Consider the following 17,328-nt stretch of genomic DNA (forward strand, 5'->3'; position numbering starts at 1 on the left):
CCGGCGTCCCGGACTTGGTGCGCCCTGCTTTGTAGACTGTAGGGCGGACCGCAAGAGAATTTAAGGACCCCCATGACCGAAACCCCAGCCGCACGACACTACAGCGAACAGCAGGCTGGATCTCTGACTTCCGGCGATGAGCTCCTCCTGCCCGATGGTGGGCGCACCGCCGAAATCCAGCGCGTCGAGGTTGAGTCCGACGATTTCGGGACCCCCGCGGTGGTCCTGGCATACCTCACCGGCGGCGGCACCATCCGCGTCGCGGCCGGCTCCACTGTCAGAATCCTGGACACCTCTGCCAGCAACGCCGCCGTTGAGGCAGCGCCCGACGGCGTCACCCTGCTTCCGGTGTCAGCGCAAGGTCCCGGAGGGGCAGAAACCGCAGGGGAAGCGCCCGGAGGCGCGGCGGCTGACGAGGACACACCAAATACCGGAACGCACGGGGACGAGCAGCCCCGAAAGCAGTTCCCGGCAGCCGGGGAGGCCGCACCTGCAGCACCCGCCGTCGTCGTACCTCCCCAGCCTGCCATCCCGCCCGCGGTGAGTGGCCCCTCCGCGGAAGAGCTCGCGCGGATTCCGGAGCCGCAGGGTACCCCGGAAGCTGTGGTGGAGGCTGCCGCCGAAGCCCACCCGGACGCCGTGGGTGTGCTGCTGCTGGCGGACAAGCTGGCTAAGGGCATCAACTTCAAGTCCGGCAGCTGCCTGAAGGACCTCAGCGACCTCGCTCATGAACTGTTCGTCACGCTCAAGGACCCTGAGGGCGCGCTGGCGGTAGCGGACCTGCTCAACGTCCTGCCGTTCGACGGCAACCCGGGCCGGTGGGCCTCAGTGGAGGCGTCCCTCGCGTTGTCCAGCTACATCTGCCGTCAGGACCGGCAGGAAGACCGCGCCGAGGTCTACGAAAAGCTGCTGCGCACGCCGGAGAACCAGGAAACGGACCCCTTCAAGGCGCGCATGAACGCCAAAGTGCGCCAGCGTTCCCTGAACGAGCCCAACCTGTACGACAAAGAGATCTTCCGCTCCATCGACAACTCCAACCACGAGGCCGAGCGGGAATGGCGGCTCCTGCGGCTCGAGTCCCTGCTCTTCCTGCGGGCCCATGGAGGTTCTGAGACGATCGGCCTCGGCGAACTGCAGCGCCGGATCAGCAACGAGCTCGAGGCCGTCCGGGCCTGAACAAAGTGCCCCTACCCGGGGCTTCGCCGGAGTTGTAGATTCGTGGCTATGACGAACAATCTGAGCGTACTGATCAATGCTGATGCGCCGCAGGTCTGGATTATGCTGCGCGAACCGGCCAAGGTGGCGCAGTGGCACGGCTGGGAGGCCGATGAACTGGCGGCCGAAATCGACCAGATCTACTTTGGCAAAGGCGTCGTTGAAGCTCCGGACCACACCAGCCTGACCACCAACGGCGGTGACGTCTTCGACCTCAAGCCGGTGTCCGGCGGGACGTTGGTCAGTGTCACGCGGGCGGCCCTGGACCACAATTCCGAGTGGGCCGCGTGGGACGAGGACATCACCCAAGGCTGGCTGACATTCCTCCAGCAGCTCCGTTTCGCGCTGGAACACCACCCGCACGGCAACCGGCACACCCTGTTCTTCGAGTTCCCCGGCGGACAGGGCTCCGTCATCGACAAGCTGGGGCTCAACGATGTGCCCAAGCCCGGCGAGCCGTACCAGCTGACGCTCGCCACCGGCGAGGAAATCTCCGGCAAGGTCTGGTACCGCACCAACCACCAGGTGGGGCTCACGGTCCACAGTTACGCCGGGCACGGGGACGGCCTGCTGATCGTCGCGGACCAGCCGGTCATCGAGGAGATCAGGCCCGACGGCGGCGCCATGGTAATTGCCTCGACTTATGACCTGGGTGCCCACAAGCTGGAGTCCATCCAGGCGTCCTGGGACGGCTGGCGGGCTGAGAACTACCCCACAGAGAAGGCGGCCAACTGAGGGATCGGCGCGGTTTGCTGGCACACTGGAACCGTGCCAGCCAACCCCGCCTCCGCCCTGCCCGCTGACCCCCCTGCCGCCGCATCAGGAGGCGCCGCCGGAGTGGCAGTCGCCGGGCAGTCTGCCGCTGCACAGTCCCAGTTCTCCTTCACCGTTGGCACCCGGCTGGCCGAAAGCTGTGCGCCGTCGGCCGCCAAGGTGGCGGCCAACGGCGGCGAGTTCCTGGGCCGCACCGGCACCATCACCACCCCGCACGGCGAGATCCGTACCCCGGCCTTCATCGCCGTCGGGACCAAGGCCACGGTGAAGTCGGTGCTGCCTGAATCGATGGCGGAGCTCGGGGCGCAGGCGCTGCTGGCCAACGCCTACCACCTGTACCTCCAGCCCGGGGCGGACATCCTGGACGAGGCCGGCGGACTGGGCGCGTTTATGAACTGGTCGGGCCCCACCTTCACGGACTCGGGCGGGTTCCAGGTGATGAGCCTGGGTTCGGGGTTCAAGAAGGTCATCGACATGAAGTCCGTGGACAGCTCGGGCCCGGACGACGCCGTCGCCCCCGGCAAGGAACGCCTGGCCCACATTGATGACGACGGCGTCTGGTTCAAGTCCCACCTGAACGGCGACCGGCACCGGTTCTCGCCCGAGATCTCCATGCAGGTCCAGCACCAGATCGGGGCGGACATCATGTTCGCTTTCGACGAGCTGACCACCCTGCAGAACTCCCGCGGCTACCAGGAGGAATCGCTGGAGCGAACCCGGCTCTGGGCGCTGCGCTGCCTGGACGAGCATTTCCGGCTGACCGCTTCCCGCGAGGGGAAGCCCTACCAGGCCCTGTTCGGCGTGATCCAGGGCGCCCAGTACGAGGACCTGCGCCGGAAGGCCTGCCAGGACTTGGGCGCCATGAACTTCGACGGCTACGGCATCGGTGGAGCCCTGGAGAAGGAGAACCTGGGCACCATCGTGCGCTGGTGCAACGAGGAACTGCCTGAGGACAAGCCGCGGCACCTGCTGGGAATCTCCGAGCCGGACGACATCTTCACGGCGATCGAGAACGGCGCCGACACCTTCGACTGCGTCTCCCCCACCCGCGTGGCCCGGAACTCCGCGTTCTACACCCCCACCGGCCGGTACAACCTCTCCGGCGCCAAGTACAAGCGCGACTTCGGGCCCCTGCAGGAAGGCTGCGACTGCTACGCCTGCGCCAACTACTCGCGCGCCTACATCCACCATTTGTTCAAGGCCAAGGAGATGCTCTCCGCCACGCTGATCTCCATCCACAACGAGCGTTTCGTGGTGAAGATGGTGGACGACGCCCGGCTGGCCATCGAGGCCGGCACCTTCTTCGAGTTCAAGGCCGGGACGCTCGCGCAGTATTACTCCTGAGCGCTGATCCCGGGGGCCCGGATCCCGGGTGGCGCGGCGCGCCCGAAGGCGAGTTCCGCCGTCGTCCTCCGCTATCCTGACCAGATGCTCATCGAGATCCCGGCCGCAGCAGGCCCCGCCGAAGCCCTCGTCGCCCGCCCGTCCACCGGCGCCGGCCCGTTCCCGGGCGTCATCCTGTACATGGACGCCTTCGGCCTGCGTCCGCGCATCGAGGACATGGCTCAGCGCATCGCCGACTGGGGCTACGTGGTCCTGGCGCCCAACGTTTTCTACCGGGACGGGACCGCCGCGGAACTCGCGCCGGACCTGGACATGACCACTCCGGAGGGCCGCGCCGCCGCCGGCAAGGCAGCGTTCCCGCGGGTCGGCCACCTCACCCCTGACAAGGCGCTGCCGGACATTGACGCGTGGGTCAAGGCGCTGACAGCGCTCGACGGCGTCGCACCGGCTCCGATCGGTACGTTCGGCTACTGCATGGGCGCCCGGCTCGCGGTGCGTACCGCCACCGCCCACCCCGAGGTAATCGCCGCGTGCGGCGGCTTCCACGGCGGCGGGCTCGCGAGCGACGCCGCGGACAGCCCGCACCTGGGACTCGGCAAGGCGCGGGCACGGTTCGTGTTTGGCCACGCCGACCATGACCAGAGCATGGATCCGGCCGCCGTCGCCCGCCTGGGAGCGGCCCTCGACGCCGCCGGGCTCAAGGCTTCCAACGAGATCTATGCCGGAGCGCCGCACGGCTACACGATGGCGGACACCGCCATGTTCCACGCCGAGGCCACGGAGCGCCACTTCACCGAACTCCGCGCCCTCCTCGACGGGACGCTGAAGGGCTGAGCCAGCGCTTTAGGTGCGGTCCGCCGTCGTCACGCCGGGGCAGCACCCCATCGGTTGATCCCCACCGGCACCCTAACCTCGCAAGCTCGGCCAGGGAACCCTGCCGGCGTGGGCCCTCAGCCCTTTTGAAGGCTCAAAACGGCCGTTACGGAACAATGGATGCGGCAGCTACGCGGCGTTGGTCACCGCTGCTGTCAGGACGCCGTAGCTGGGTTCGCGCTTCTTGATCCAGCCGATCACCAGCGACGTCACCGGAACGAACAGGAACTCCACGAGGGTCTTGTAGACAAAGCCCACCACCACGTAGTTCACGAACATGCCGAAGTCGGCGATGCCGATGACGGAGGCGGCGATGCTGCAGAAGATCAGGGTGTCCACGAACTCGCCAGCGCCGGACGAGCCCATCAGCCGTGCCCACAGGGACCTCTCCCCGGAACGGGCTTTCATCTTCACCAGGATCCAGGAGTTGATGGTCTGCCCGGCCAGGAACGCCAGCAGCGAGGCCAGGACAATCTGCGGAACCGGGCCCAGGGCACCCTCCAGCGCCGCCTGCTTGCCCGCGCCGAACTCGTCGTCGAAGCCGGGCAGGGCGATGATCACCCAGTAGCAGATTGAGGCGAACACGGAGAGTGCGAACGTGGTGAAAATGGCCTTGCGTGCCACCTTGAAGCCGTAAACCTCGCTGATGACATCGCCCAGGATGTAGGCCAGCGGGAAAAGGAAGAAGCCGCCGTCGGTGATGATCGGGCCGATCGCCACACCCTTGGACGCGCCGATGTTGGACAGGATCAGCACCACGGCCATAAAGGCCAGCATGATGCCGAAGTAGGGCGATCCGATGGATGCGAATTTCGCGGCCGTGCGTGCGGGGCTGGTGGCGGGCAGGGCGTGCGGGCCTGAGGGGGAAGGCATGGGGGTGTCCGTTCATAGTGGTTCGCTCGGGTTTCCGCGACATTTGGAGATTGTGCGGAACCGGCTGTATTAGCACTGTCACGTCATTCTCCCACCCAAAGCCGATCGCGGGCTTTTGAACACGTTCAGTTCCCTGTACACTCACTTCTGAACGCGTTCAAAAAGGGGAACATAGTGGCAGCCAAGAGCGAACAGACCAGGCAACATCTGGCGGACGTGGCACTGCGCATGTTCCGCGAGATTGGCTTTGAGAAGACCACCATGCGGGCCATCGCAGCGGAGGCCGGCGTCTCGGTGGGCAACGCGTACTACTACTTCGCCTCCAAGGACGACCTGGTCCAGGAGCTCTACGTCCAGGTGCAGGCCGAGCATGCAGCCAAGGCGGACGAGGCACTCGAAGGCCTGAAGGACCTGGGCAGCAGGCTGAGGGCCACGCTGCACGCAGGCCTCGACGTCATGGCGCCCTACCACCGCTTCGGGGCCGACTTCGTGGCCACGGCCATCCGGCCGACGTCACCCGTCAACCCCTTCGCGGGAGAGTCGACGGCGGCCCGTGAAGCCTCGCTGGGCATCTTCCGCGCGGCGGTTGAAGGCTCCAGTCCGCCGGCACCGAAGAAGCTGCGCGCGGATCTGCCGGAGCTGTTGTGGCTGGGCTACATGGGGATCGCGCTCTTCTGGGTGTACGACACCTCCGAAGGCCAGCGCCGCACCCGGAAACTCGTGGACGGAGCCGTCCCGCTGATCGCCCGGGGGCTCTTGCTCGCAAAAATTCCGGGCGTCAACAAGGTGCTGGACGATGTCCTCAGCCTTAGCCGCAGCATCCGCAACTGAACACCATGGGGGAACAAATGACCAAAACACACACCGTGGTCCTCGCCGGAGCGTCGGGCTTTATCGGCAAGTACCTCCGCGCGCGCTTCGAGCGGGACGGCTGGGCGGTCCGCACCATCGGCCGCCGGGTCACGGCGGACACGGCGACGGCGGCAGGCTGGAACGACGACGGCGCCATCGCCCGGGTGCTGGACGGCACCGACCTCCTGGTGAACCTCGCCGGACGGTCGGTCCACTGCCGCTACAACGCGCGGAACAAAGCGGCTATCCTCGATTCCCGTGTGGCCGCCACCTCGGCGCTTGGCCGCGCCCTGGCACACTGCCAGGCGCCGCCGTCGTCCTGGCTCAATGCCAGCACGGGCACCATCTACCGGCACGCGGACGACCGGCCCCAAACAGAGTCCGGCGGCGAACTCGGCAGCGGTTTTTCCGTGGACGTGGCGCGCGCCTGGGAAGCCGCCCTGGCCGCGGCGGACACACCACGCACAAGAAAAATCCCGCTGCGGATCGCCATCGTCCTGGGCCCGGGCGGCGGCGCCCTGCGGCCCTTCGCCATTTTGGCGCGGCTCGGCCTGGGCGGGCACATGGGCCACGGCAACCAGAAATTCAGCTGGATCCACGTGGAGGACCTGTACCGCACCGTCCGCTTCCTGCACGCACGGACCGACATCTCCGGCCCGGTGAATGTGGCCTCCCCGGACGTCGTGGACAACCGTGAACTGATGCGCATGGTCCGGAGGGCCTATGGCGCCAGGCTTGGCCTTCCCACACCTGCGTGGCTGCTCCGTCTGGGCGCGGTCCTGATCCGCACCGAAACCGAACTGGTGCTGAAGAGCCGGTGGGTGCAGCCGCAAAAACTGATCGATGCCGGGTTCATCTTCCGGCAGCCGGAGCTGGGGCGCGCGCTTCTCAGCATCGCCAAAGGAAGACCGTGAACCGGCCGATCCGCGTGACGTTCGGCCCCGGCGCCTTCCTCCTCGGCGCCGGGATCACGGTGCTTCTGTTCGGCGTTCTGCATGGGGCGACGGGTTACGTTTTCGGTATCGCCGCGGCGCTCCTGCTCGGCATGCCGCTCGCCCTCGCCACCGGCATCCTGATGCGGCCTGTCCGGGACCAGCTGCTGCACATCGCGGCCATCGCAGGCGTTGGACTGGTGACCGGTGCGCTCACGCTCATCTTTATGCTGGGCGGCCGCTGGTACACCATGTGGGGTCTGGTCCTGTGGACCGGCGTTTGCGCCGCAATCGGACGGTTGGCGGTGGTCCGTCTCGTGACCACGCATGACGAAGTTGAGTTCGTCAGGCCAGGCGAGCCACGCTTCGGCGGCTAGGCCGCGCAGAAGCACCGTCGGAAAATAGCTGGGGCGTGGCTTGTTGAATGCGCTGAACATCCTCAAATACGCCTCGCAGATGCAGGCGGAGAGAGCTGTCGGCGTCGGCCAGGTTGTTCGCTTCCAGGGCGTCCACCACGGCGGTGTGTTGCTGGATCAGCGTTGCGATGGGCCTGGCATCCAGCAGGCTCAGGCGCCGGGCGCGGTCCAGGTGCGCTTTGGCCGAGTTGACGGCGGCCCACGCCGACTCATGGCCCGCCAGCCGCAGGAGTTCGCGGTGAAAATCCTCGTCCAGGCGGAAAAATTCCTCCACGTCGCTGTTGGCCTCGGCAACTGACTGGCCCTGCAGAATCTCCCGCAGGCCCGCAAGGCCGGCCGCGTCCACCGCAACGTCCTTCAGGGACGCGCATTCGATGGCCTCCCGGACGAACTGCGCCTCCGATACCCGCGCCAGGTCCACGAGGGAGACGAACGAACCGATCTGGGGGAAGACGTGGACCAGCCCTTCCTCCCGCAGCAGGATCAGGCTCTCCCGCACCGGGGTCCGGCTCACGCCCAGCTCCTGCGCCAGTTCGTTCTCCGAGAGCGGCTCGCCCGGGGGGAGCTGCAGGGAGATGATGCGACGCCTGAGCGTTTCCAGGGTCTGGTCCCGGACGGACAGCCGCGGCTGCTGTCCCGTGCCGCGTTTCTCGGTTGCCATGGCTCCAGTCTATTACCCTTGACACACTAGAATGGTAGTGCTTGTATGGTAGTAGCAAAACGGGGTGCTGGCGGTCACACGTGCGGAACGTCAGCCCAGCTTCTCCCCCTTCCTCCCCTTCGTTTTTCATCGCCTGCAAAGGAGCATTAGATGACTGAAAGCATCGCGCCGCCCACCACCAAGCCAGAAGAAAAACCCACCCGTGAACTGGCCAAAGTCGCCGTCTCCGGCTGGCTGGGAACCGCCATGGAATTCATGGACTTCCAGTTGTACTCGCTGGCAGCAGCCATCGTTTTCAACAAGCTCTTTTTCCCCGACGTCAGCCCGATCATTGGCCTGATCGCCGCCATGGCAACCTACGGCGTGGGCTACGTAGCCCGTCTGGCAGGCGCCGTCTACTTCGGCCGCATGGGTGACAGGATCGGCCGCAAGAAGGTCCTGTTCATCACCATCGCACTCATGGGCGCCTCCACGACGCTGATCGGCGTTCTTCCCACCCACGCGATGATCGGCATCTGGGCCCCCATCCTGCTGGTCGCGTTGCGCCTGGCGCAGGGCTTCGGCGCCGGTGCCGAGATCGCCGGAGCCACCGTGATGCTGGCTGAGTTCGCTCCCGCCCGCCGCCGCGGCCTCATCTCCTCCCTCGTGTGCCTGGGTACGAACTCCGGCACCCTCGCTGCCTCCGCCATCTGGGCAATCCTCGTCTCCACCCTCTCTGAAGCGGACCTGCTCAGCTGGGGCTGGCGCATTCCCTTCCTGTTCAGCTTCGTGCTGATGATCTTCGCGGTCTGGGTCCGCCGTTCCCTCAAGGAAAGCCCCGTCTTCGAAGAGCGCGCCGACGTCGTCGACGGTGTTGCACTGTCCAAGCGCGAGATCGCCGCGGCTGAGGAACTTGCCAAGACCAGCACCATCGAAGCTGCACTGCACCAGCGCAAGGGCAAGGCCTTCCTGATCGCCCTCGGCCTGCGGTTCGGGCAGGCCGGCAACTCCGGACTCGTCCAGACCTTCCTGGTCGGCTACCTCGCCACCGTCCTCCTGGTGGACAAGGGCGTCGGCACAACCGCCATCATGTACGGCTCCCTGCTCGGCTTCGTGACCATCCCGATCATGGGCCTGCTCGGTGACCGCTTCGGCCGCCGGCCCCTCTACCTGGTCCTGAGTTCGCTGACCGCACTGTTCGCCATCCCCATGATGCTGATGGTCACCAGCGGAAACACCGCCCTCATCACCGTCGCCATGGTGATCGGACTGAACCTGGGCGTGCTGAGCCTCTTCGCCATGGAAAGCGTCACCATGGCCGAGTTCTTCGGCGCCCGTACCCGCTTCACCCAGCTCGCGCTGGCCAAGGAAATCGGCGGGATCCTGGCCACGGCCATCGGGCCGCTACTGGCCGCCACCCTCACGGCGATCACCGGTCACTGGTGGCCGCTGGCTGCGATGCTCATCGCCTACTCGCTGATCACCCTCATCTCGGCCTTCGTTGGTCCTGAGGTCCGTGGCCGCGACATGGTCCGCCTGGAAGACGCCGTATGAAAGCCGTTGTCGTCCATGGCGCCAACGATCTCCGGATCGACGAGCGGCCGGAGCCGGTGGCCGGCCCCGGAGAGGTAGTGCTCGACGTCGAATGGGGCGGCATCTGCGGATCTGACCTTTCGTACTGGCGTCACGGGGCCTCCGGGACTGCCGCGCTGAAGTCGCCTCTCGTTCTCGGCCACGAGGTGGCCGGCCGGATCGCCCAGCTCGGTGCCGGCGTCGAAGACCTGCAGATCGGCCAGCCCGTCACCGTCCACCCTGCCGAACTGGTGGGAAACGGCACCATGCCGGCCCGCTTGGCCGGCAGGACCAACCTCTACCCGCAGATCCGGTACTTCGGCTCCGCGGCCTTCGATCCGCACACTGACGGCGGCTTCAGCGAGCGCAAGCTCGCCCGGGTTTCCCAGATCCGGCCGCTGCCCGACGGCGTCAGCACACTGCACGGCGCACTGGCCGAACCGCTCGCCGTCGCCATGCACGCGGTCAGCCGCGCCGGCGACCTCACCGGACGGGACGTCCTGGTCAACGGGGCCGGACCCATCGGCTCCCTGGTGGTGGCAGCGGCCAAATTCGCCGGCGCCCGGACCGTCATCGCCGCCGACATCAACGACTCCGCGCTGCAGATCGCCAAGGCCATGGGCGCAGATGAGCTCCGGAACGTCTCCGGCGGCGGCAGCCTGCCGGAGGACATGGAGCTCGTCTTCGAGGCTTCCGGGATTCCCGCGGTGCTCGGCGGCGTCCTCCGCGCCACGGCACGCGGCGGCACCCTCATCCAGGTCGGAAACCTGCCCGGAGCCCCCGCCCCGGCCGCCCTGGGTGACCTGGTCACGCGCGAAATCACCTGGATCGGCTCCTACCGTTTTGTGGACGAGATCAGCGACGCCCTCAAAGCCATGGCCGCAGGCCTTGATGTTTCCCCGGTCATCACGCACACGTATGGGATCGACCAGGCAGCCGAAGCAATGCGCGTGTTCGGCGATCCTGCCTCCGGCAGCAGCAAAGTCATGCTGAAGCTCAGCTGACCCCCCACTCTCCCAACTGAGTAGCAGCAGATGTCGTTTTGACGGCTCATAACGGCATCTGCTGCTACCTACTTGCACCCATCCCACACACCTGAAGGACCAACCAGTGAAGATCACCGACGCACGGGTAGTGGTTTCGTCGCCCGGACGGAATTACGTCACGCTCGTTATTGAAACCGAGGACGGCATCACCGGCATCGGCGACGCCACCCTCAACGGCCGCGAGCTGGCCGTGGCGTCATACCTGTCCGAGCACCTCTGCCCGCTGCTGATCGGCCGGGACGCGCGCCGGATCGAGGACGCCTGGCAGTACTTCTACAAGGGCGCCTACTGGCGCCGCGGCCCGGTGACCATGACGGCGATCGCCGCCATCGACGTCGCCCTCTGGGACATCAAAGGCAAGGCCGCCGGCATGCCGGTCTACGAACTCCTCGGCGGGGCAGCCCGCGAGGGTGTGATGGTCTACGGCCACGCCAGCGGAGCCACACTGCAGGACCTGAGCGCCGACTTCCAGCACCATCTGGACCTCGGCTACAAAGCCATCCGCGTTCAGGCGGCCGTGCCCGGACTGGAGAAGACCTACGGCATTGCACCGGTGGACGGGAAGATGTACGAGCCCGCCAGCGGCAACGTCCCGCAGGAGGACACCTGGGAGACGTCGGCGTACCTGGACTTCGCACCCAGGATGATGGCCCACGTCCGCGAGGAATTCGGCTACGGCGTCCACGTCCTCCACGACGTCCATCACCGCCTCTCACCGATCGAGGCAGGGCGGCTGGGCACATCGCTGGAAGAGTACCGGCCGTTCTGGATCGAGGATCCGACGCCGGCCGAGGACCAGTCGGCGTTCCGCCTGATCCGCCAGCACACCACCACACCCATCGCGGTGGGCGAGGTCTTCAACTCCATCTGGGACTGCCAGCAGCTCATCACCGAACGGCTCATCGACTACATTCGAACCTCCGTCTCGCACGCCGGCGGCATCACGCACCTGCGCCGGATCTTCTCCCTCGCGGACCTGTACGGGGTGCGCTCCGGCTCGCACGGCGCGGGCGATCTTTCGCCGGCCTCGTTCGCGGCCGCCCTGCACGTGGACATGAGCATCCCCAACTTCGGCATCCAGGAATACATGGGCCACCGGGAGCCCGCCAACGAAGTATTCACGTCTTCCTACACCTTCAACGACGGCTACATGCACCCGGGCGACGCACCCGGCATCGGCGTAGAGTTCAACGAGGAAGCCGCCGCCCGCTTCCCCTTTGACCCCAAATACCTGCCGATCAACCGGCGGCTCGACGGATCGGTGCATGACTGGTGAACAACCCAACCCAAAGACCCGCCGCGCCGTTCGACGTCGTGGTGATGGGCGAGATCCTCGTTGAAGTAGCCACCGACGTCGCGTTCGCCCACGGCGTGCCGGCCCAACTCGGCATTTCCGGGGACGCCCTCAACGTTGCCGCCGCGGCGGCCGCAGCCGGCGCCCGCGTTGGCCTGCTGTCGGTGCTGACCGACGACGACCTGGGCAAGGCCATCGCCGCCCGGATCGTGGAGCTCGGCATTGACCCCGACCTGCTGAGATTCCGGACCGGCCAGCAGGGCGTGTACCTGGTGCACTGCGACCCCGACGGGCAGCGCGAGTTCTCCTACGCCCGCAGCGGCAGCGTCGGCTCCAGCCTGGGCCCTGACGACGTTGACCCTGGTGTGTTTTCAGCCGCCGGGGCCGTGGTGGCGGGCGGCATCGCCTGCGCCATTTCGGCATCCTCCCGAGCGGCGGTGGTGAAGGCCGCCGGGCTGTGCCAGCGCTTCGTCTTCGATCCGAACTTCCGCCCCCGGCTCACGTCCGTGGAGGACGCGACGGCGGCACTCCTGCTGCTCGCGCCGCGCACCTTCCTGGTGACGCCGTCGTTCCCGGGCGAAACGTCCGCGCTCCTCGGCTGCTCCACAGCCGCCGAGGCCGCTGCGAAACTCCGCGGCCTCGGCGCTGCCAACGTCGCCGTGACCTGCGGGGCAGACGGAATCCAGCTCGACGGCGAAGGCCGGGAGAGCACGTGGATCGACTCCATCCCGGCGCCCGCAGTAGTGGACCAGACCGGGGCCGGCGACGCGTTCGTGGGCACCCTGACCGCCCGGATGGTCCTGGGCGACAGCCTTCCCGTGGCTGCCCGGTACGGTGCGGCGGCGGCGTCGCTGGTGGTAGGCGGCAAGGGCGGCACAGGGTTCATCCCCACCTTCGAGCAGACGCGGGCCCACGCAACCGCCGGCTCCGGTGCCGCCCCGGCAGGCGAAGGAGTGCAGCCATCACACGCCTAAGCGCAGCCTCCCTCGCCGCCACGGGTGTCCAGCGGCCGCTGCTGGCCCCCGGCACGCTCCGGCCCGGCATTGTGCACCTTGGCCTGGGTGCCTTCGCCCGCGCCCACACCGCGGTGTTCACCGAAAAAGCCATGCTCGCCACCGGTTCGTCGGACTGGGGAATCGTTGGCGTGACCCAGCGTTCGGAAACCGTCGCCCGCCAACTCGAACCGCAGGACGGACTGTTCACGGTCGCGGAGCGCGGCAACGGGGCGGCTCCGCTGCATGTGGTCTCCAGCATTGTGGAGGCCATCTCCGGCCGGGACCATCCCGCAAAAGTCGTGGACCGGATCGCCGCCGCCACCACGCAGGTGGTAACCCTGACCGTCACCGAGAAGGGCTACCGGATTGATCCGCACACCGGGTCCCTCAACACCACTGATGCACAGGTGCAGGCCGACCTCGCCGGCAACCCGCCGCAGACAGCCATCGGACAGATCACCCGGGGCATCCAGCAGCGGGCCAGTACCGGCGGAGGACCGCTCACGGTGGTCTCCTGCGACAACCTGCCGGGCAACGGGGAGCTGACCGGCACCCTGGTCCGCGCATTTGCCGCCGCCCTGCCGGATGCAGAATCAGGCCCCCTGCTGACCTGGCTGGACGCCAACGTCACGTTCCCGAGCACCATGGTGGACCGGATGGTGCCGGCCACCACGGCCGGTGACCTTGACGCCGTCGAACATGAACTCGGCCTCCGCGATGAGGCCGCCGTGATGGCCGAGCCCTTTATGCAGTGGGTCATCGAGGATAACTTCGCCGGTGACCGGCCCGCCTGGGAGGAAGCCGGCGCGCTGTTCAGCACCGACGTCGCTGCATGGGAGGCGGCCAAGCTCCGCCTGCTCAACGCCAGCCACTCCATGCTCGCCTACCTTGGCCTGGCCACCGGCAAGGTGACCATCAGCGAGGCCGTGGGCGAGGACGCCTTCCGTGCAGCCTGCGGCCGGATGATGGCTGAGGACGCCCTGCCCACCATCAGCCTCCCCGCCGGCCTGGACGGCGGCACCTACTGCGCCCAGGTCCTGGAACGCTTCGCCAACCCGGCGCTGGGGCACACCACAGCCAAGGTGGGCAGCGATGGCTCGCAGAAGATCGGCCTGCGGCTGCTGACCACGGTCCGGGCAAACCTCGACGCCGGCCGCGCACCGCGGTGGGCAGCCCTCGCCGTTGCCGCGTGGATGCACCACGTGGCCACCACCGCCGCGGATGCGCTGAACGATCCCCTCGCCGCTGAACTCCAGGCGGCCTTGCCGGCGGAGCGTTCCGCCGCAAGCGTGGTTCCGGCGCTGCTGGGCGTGCGAAGCATTTTCGACGCCGAACTCGCGGCCAACACCACCTTCACGGACCTGCTCACGCACTGGTACCGCGTCATCGACACCGACGGGCTGGACGGCCTGAGAAAAGAGATCACCCATGGCTGACGCAACCAGCGTCCTGCACGTTTCCCCCGTAATTCCCGTAGTCACCATCGCCGACCCACAGCATGCCGTTCCCGTGGCCAGGGCACTGGCCGATGGCGGCGTGCGGATCATCGAGCTCACGCTCCGGACCGACAGCGCCCTCGAATCGCTGAAGCGCATCGCCGCCGAAGTTCCGGACATCCTGGTGGGCGCCGGCACTATCCTCACTCCGACCCAGGCCGACGCCGCGGTGGGAGCCGGTGCCCAGTTCCTGGTGAGCCCCGGCGTGACGCCGTCTCTGCTGGACCACATGCTGACCCTGGGCGTCCCGATCCTGCCCGGCGTGGCCACCGTGGGCGAGGTGATGGCGCTCCTGGAACGGGGCATCACGGCCATGAAGTTCTTCCCCGCAGGCCCTGCCGGCGGTCCCGACTATCTCGCCGCCATCGGAGCACCCATCCCGCAGGTGCAGTTCTGCCCGACCGGCGGGGTAAGCCTGGACTCCGCACCGGGCTATCTTTCGCTCCCGAATGTCTCCTGCGTGGGAGGCAGCTGGCTGACCCCCAAGGCCGCAGTGGAAAGCAACGATTGGGCGCAGATCACCAGGCTCGCACGCGAAGCTGCCGGACTCAGCCGCGACTAGCCCCCGGGTGCCGGCAAGATCCCGCACCGCGAAAGCCATGGCGAAAGCCCCGGGCGGTAGCTAGAGTGGGAGCCGGTTCGGTATTCACTTCGACGGACCGGAGCGGGAGGGGAGGTGTTTTTTGATGATTGTTATTGCCGTGGGCCCTCGGCGCCTCGAAACCATCAAAATAACCATCCCCGTCTCCAGCTTCCGTACCGCATAGGGCACTGCCCGCGGAGTGCCGCACCGTTGGGCCTTGCCCGGGAGTGGCCGGTGCCAGGGGACTTTTTCCCGAGGTATCAAAGTGAAAAATTCTTCAGGCCCCGGCCTGGTCAGTCCTGTCACGTCCACCACCGGCCCAACCCTTTACGGCTACAACGCCGCGATCGCACGGCACTTCACCGAAAACCCCTTGCCTGTCTGTGGCGCGGATAATCCCTGCGAGCCCGGCCGGGTGGTGCGGGTTGACCGCAGCCTGGTCCTGGTGGCCGTGGGCGCGGAACTCCTGCACCTTCCCTACCCGCTTGATGCCGGCGTGCCGGTCACGGGCGACTGGGTTTGGATAGGACCGAACCGCGCGGGTGACCGACAGATTCTCGGCATACTGCCCCGGCGTTCGGAGCTCAGCCGGAAGCGCGCCTTCGAGGACTCCTCCGCCGCGCAGGTCCTGGCGGCCAACATGGACGTGATCGGCGTCGTAGTTCCGGTTGACCGTCCGCTCACGCACAACCGTCTCGAACGGACACTCGTCGCCGCCTGGGATTCAGGCGCCGTTCCCCTGGTGATTATCACCAAGGCGGACCTGGCGAACGTGGCGGACGACGTCGTCGGGGAGGGCATCCTGCAGGCAGCAGGTGTTGACGTGGTCACCACATCCGCGGAGAGCGGGGACGGGATCGGTGATCTTTTGGCACGTCTGCCGCCGCGCAGCACGCTTGTCCTGCTGGGGCCCTCCGGCGCAGGTAAATCCACCCTGATCAACGCCCTTGTTGGCCACAACGTACAGCACACAGGCGACGTCCGCTCCGGTGACTTCAGGGGCAGGCACACCACGACCTCCCGGGAGCTTGTAGCGCTGGCGGACGGCACCGTCCTCATGGACACTCCCGGCGTCCGCGGGTTCGGGCTTTTCGACGCCGACGACGGCATGGAGCAGATGTTCGGTGATGTGGAGGAGCTCGCCGGCCTCTGCCGGTTTTCCGACTGCGCCCATCAGCAGGAACCCGGCTGCGCCGTGCAGGCCGCCCTGTCTGACGGCACGCTCGAGGACCGCCGCTGGAATAACTACCGGAAGCTGCAACGCGAACTGGCTGCGCTGGCCCGCCGTAAGGATGCCGCAGCCAGCCGCGCCTACCAGCGTGAGTGGCACCAAAAGGTGGTCGGTGGAGGGAAATCCCAGCGTTCTGTAGAGCGGGCCAGGTCAGAGCGGGAGGAGGAACAGCGGTCAAGGCGACGGCGGCGCTGAGCGGCCCGGCGCCGGATGGCAGGATGGAACCATGACTCTCGCTTCCACCGCCGCCCAGTCCCCCGCCGCTGCTCCCGCCGTCGTCCTGACGATCGCGGGCTCCGAAGCCACCGGCGGGGCCGGCGCCCAGGCGGACCTGAAGACATTCCAGGAACTGGGTGTGTTCGGCATCGCCAACCTCACCTGCATCGTGTCCTTCGATCCGAAGGACAGCTGGAACCACCGGTTTGTGCCGGTGGACCAGCAGGTGATCGCGGACCAGCTGGAGGCCACGACGGCGGCGTACAGTGCCGTTGCCGGGGCGCCCTCTGTGCCCGGCCGGCCGGTCCTGGACACCGTCAAGATCGGCATGTTGGGCAGCCCTGCCACCATCGGCACCGTGGCAACCGCATTGGAGGCGGGCGCGTTCCGGAACGTGGTCCTGGACCCGGTGCTGATCTGCAAGGGCCAGGAACCGGGCCATGCGCTGGACACCGATCAGGCCCTGAAGGCGAAGATCCTGCCGCTGGCCACGTTCGTCACGCCCAACCACTTCGAGGCGGAATCGTTGTCCGGCCTGGCGATCACCGACGTCGAATCCCTGAAGGCCGCGGCCATCCGCATCCATGAGCTCAGCGGCGCCGCGGTGCTCGCCAAGGGCGGGGTGCGGCTGGCGGGTCCGGACGCCGTCGACGTTTACTACGACGGCGAGACCCTCGAGGTCCTCAGCGCGCCCAAGGTGGGCGAGGCGGCCGTTTCCGGTGCCGGCTGCTCGCTGGCCGCAGCAGTGACTGCCGAGCTGGCCAAGGGCGCCACTCCGCTGGAGGCTGCCCGGACCGCCAAGGAATTCGTCACAGCGGGCATCCGCAACCGGGTAGCCTCAGGCGCCCCCTTCGACGCGCTCTGGCAGGGCGGCGGGCGCTAACCCACTCCCTGCCCCATCAGACGCTCTCTCACTTAATGCGGGTTTTTCGACGACGCTCTCTCACTTTTTTCGGGAAAGTGAGAGAGCGTCGTC

The 17,328-nt window shown here is 67.3% G+C and carries 17 protein-coding genes; 15 read left to right on the forward strand and 2 right to left on the reverse strand.

The window, feature by feature from the left end:
* Nucleotides 1–72: 72 nt before the first annotated feature.
* From IAQ70_RS16005 to IAQ70_RS16020, 4 genes are all read left to right on the forward strand, one after another.
* Entirely contained in the window at nt 73–1,176 is a 1,104-nt protein-coding gene (locus IAQ70_RS16005; protein ID WP_190990307.1) for a DUF6707 family protein, read from the forward strand.
* Nucleotides 1,177–1,224: 48 nt separating this feature from the next.
* On the forward strand, nt 1,225–1,950 hold the full coding sequence (locus IAQ70_RS16010) for an SRPBCC family protein (RefSeq protein ID WP_190990308.1): 726 nt from the start codon (nt 1,225–1,227) through the stop codon (nt 1,948–1,950).
* 33 nt (nt 1,951–1,983) lie between these two features.
* Nucleotides 1,984–3,333 carry a tRNA guanosine(34) transglycosylase Tgt gene (gene tgt, locus IAQ70_RS16015; RefSeq protein ID WP_407682599.1) on the forward strand — a complete coding sequence of 450 codons (1,350 nt, stop codon included), beginning with the start codon at nt 1,984–1,986 and terminating at the stop codon, nt 3,331–3,333.
* An 84-nt stretch (nt 3,334–3,417) separates the two neighbouring features.
* Entirely contained in the window at nt 3,418–4,167 is a 750-nt protein-coding gene (locus IAQ70_RS16020) for a dienelactone hydrolase family protein (RefSeq protein ID WP_190990309.1), read from the forward strand.
* 168 nt (nt 4,168–4,335) lie between these two features.
* Here IAQ70_RS16020 and IAQ70_RS16025 read toward each other — a convergent pair whose 3' ends face one another.
* Complete coding sequence (locus tag IAQ70_RS16025; RefSeq protein ID WP_190990310.1) at nt 4,336–5,079, reverse strand: queuosine precursor transporter; 744 nt, start codon at nt 5,077–5,079, stop codon at nt 4,336–4,338.
* Between the two features lie 174 nt (nt 5,080–5,253).
* On the opposite strand from IAQ70_RS16025, the gene IAQ70_RS16030 reads away from it, so the two are divergent.
* The 3 genes from IAQ70_RS16030 to IAQ70_RS16040 are packed head-to-tail and all read left to right on the forward strand — an operon-like array spanning nt 5,254 to nt 7,240.
* Nucleotides 5,254–5,910, forward strand: coding sequence for a TetR/AcrR family transcriptional regulator (locus IAQ70_RS16030; RefSeq protein WP_190990311.1), 657 nt, complete (start codon nt 5,254–5,256; stop codon nt 5,908–5,910).
* A gap of 17 nt (nt 5,911–5,927) precedes the next feature.
* Nucleotides 5,928–6,845: a TIGR01777 family oxidoreductase gene (locus IAQ70_RS16035; RefSeq protein WP_190990312.1), complete on the forward strand. Its 918-nt coding sequence runs from the start codon at nt 5,928–5,930 to the stop codon at nt 6,843–6,845.
* Nucleotides 6,842–7,240 carry a hypothetical protein gene (locus IAQ70_RS16040; protein WP_190990313.1) on the forward strand — a complete coding sequence of 133 codons (399 nt, stop codon included), beginning with the start codon at nt 6,842–6,844 and terminating at the stop codon, nt 7,238–7,240. Before IAQ70_RS16035 ends, IAQ70_RS16040 begins: the two co-directional genes overlap by 4 nt.
* Here IAQ70_RS16040 and IAQ70_RS16045 read toward each other — a convergent pair.
* Nucleotides 7,209–7,940, reverse strand: coding sequence for a GntR family transcriptional regulator (locus tag IAQ70_RS16045; RefSeq protein ID WP_190990314.1), 732 nt, complete (start codon nt 7,938–7,940; stop codon nt 7,209–7,211). The two genes, IAQ70_RS16040 and IAQ70_RS16045, sit on opposite strands and share 32 nt — an antisense overlap.
* Before the next feature lie 150 nt (nt 7,941–8,090).
* Here IAQ70_RS16045 and IAQ70_RS16050 point away from each other — a divergent pair, with 150 nt between their 5' ends.
* From IAQ70_RS16050 to IAQ70_RS16085, 8 genes are all read left to right on the forward strand, one after another.
* Entirely contained in the window at nt 8,091–9,473 is a 1,383-nt protein-coding gene (locus IAQ70_RS16050; protein ID WP_190990315.1) for an MFS transporter, read from the forward strand.
* A complete protein-coding gene (locus IAQ70_RS16055) occupies nt 9,470–10,495 on the forward strand; it encodes an L-idonate 5-dehydrogenase (protein ID WP_190990316.1) in 1,026 nt (341 codons plus the stop codon). The genes IAQ70_RS16050 and IAQ70_RS16055 overlap by 4 nt, the downstream gene beginning before the upstream one ends.
* 106 nt (nt 10,496–10,601) lie before the next feature.
* Complete coding sequence (gene manD, locus IAQ70_RS16060; protein ID WP_190990317.1) at nt 10,602–11,813, forward strand: D-mannonate dehydratase ManD; 1,212 nt, start codon at nt 10,602–10,604, stop codon at nt 11,811–11,813.
* Between the two features lie 44 nt (nt 11,814–11,857).
* Nucleotides 11,858–12,805, forward strand: coding sequence for a PfkB family carbohydrate kinase (locus tag IAQ70_RS16065; RefSeq protein WP_190990343.1), 948 nt, complete (start codon nt 11,858–11,860; stop codon nt 12,803–12,805).
* A 71-nt stretch (nt 12,806–12,876) separates the two neighbouring features.
* Entirely contained in the window at nt 12,877–14,262 is a 1,386-nt protein-coding gene (locus IAQ70_RS16070) for a mannitol dehydrogenase family protein (protein ID WP_190990318.1), read from the forward strand.
* Nucleotides 14,255–14,884 carry a bifunctional 4-hydroxy-2-oxoglutarate aldolase/2-dehydro-3-deoxy-phosphogluconate aldolase gene (eda, locus tag IAQ70_RS16075; RefSeq protein ID WP_190990319.1) on the forward strand — a complete coding sequence of 210 codons (630 nt, stop codon included), beginning with the start codon at nt 14,255–14,257 and terminating at the stop codon, nt 14,882–14,884. The genes IAQ70_RS16070 and eda overlap by 8 nt, the downstream gene beginning before the upstream one ends.
* 286 nt (nt 14,885–15,170) lie before the next feature.
* Nucleotides 15,171–16,331: a ribosome small subunit-dependent GTPase A gene (gene rsgA, locus IAQ70_RS16080; protein WP_317983682.1), complete on the forward strand. Its 1,161-nt coding sequence runs from the start codon at nt 15,171–15,173 to the stop codon at nt 16,329–16,331.
* A 31-nt stretch (nt 16,332–16,362) separates the two neighbouring features.
* On the forward strand, nt 16,363–17,235 hold the full coding sequence (locus IAQ70_RS16085; protein WP_190990320.1) for a hydroxymethylpyrimidine/phosphomethylpyrimidine kinase: 873 nt from the start codon (nt 16,363–16,365) through the stop codon (nt 17,233–17,235).
* Nucleotides 17,236–17,328 lie beyond the last annotated feature (93 nt).

Source organism: Pseudarthrobacter sulfonivorans, from assembly GCF_014712225.1.
Lineage (GTDB): Bacteria > Actinomycetota > Actinomycetes > Actinomycetales > Micrococcaceae > Arthrobacter > Arthrobacter sulfonivorans.

Bases quoted from the DNA above. Each gene is read 5' to 3' on its own strand.
- IAQ70_RS16085 (WP_190990320.1), top strand. From the start codon at position 16,363: ATGACTCTCGCTTCCACCGCCGCCCAGTCCCCCGCCGCTGCTCCCGCC.
- IAQ70_RS16035 (WP_190990312.1), top strand. From the start codon at position 5,928: ATGACCAAAACACACACCGTGGTCCTCGCCGGAGCGTCGGGCTTTATC.
- IAQ70_RS16020 (WP_190990309.1), top strand. From the start codon at position 3,418: ATGCTCATCGAGATCCCGGCCGCAGCAGGCCCCGCCGAAGCCCTCGTC.
- IAQ70_RS16025 (WP_190990310.1), bottom strand. From the start codon at position 5,079: ATGCCTTCCCCCTCAGGCCCGCACGCCCTGCCCGCCACCAGCCCCGCA.
- eda (WP_190990319.1), top strand. From the start codon at position 14,255: ATGGCTGACGCAACCAGCGTCCTGCACGTTTCCCCCGTAATTCCCGTA.
- IAQ70_RS16045 (WP_190990314.1), bottom strand. From the start codon at position 7,940: ATGGCAACCGAGAAACGCGGCACGGGACAGCAGCCGCGGCTGTCCGTC.
- IAQ70_RS16010 (WP_190990308.1), top strand. From the start codon at position 1,225: ATGACGAACAATCTGAGCGTACTGATCAATGCTGATGCGCCGCAGGTC.
- IAQ70_RS16055 (WP_190990316.1), top strand. From the start codon at position 9,470: ATGAAAGCCGTTGTCGTCCATGGCGCCAACGATCTCCGGATCGACGAG.
- IAQ70_RS16050 (WP_190990315.1), top strand. From the start codon at position 8,091: ATGACTGAAAGCATCGCGCCGCCCACCACCAAGCCAGAAGAAAAACCC.
- IAQ70_RS16065 (WP_190990343.1), top strand. From the start codon at position 11,858: ATGGGCGAGATCCTCGTTGAAGTAGCCACCGACGTCGCGTTCGCCCAC.
- IAQ70_RS16005 (WP_190990307.1), top strand. From the start codon at position 73: ATGACCGAAACCCCAGCCGCACGACACTACAGCGAACAGCAGGCTGGA.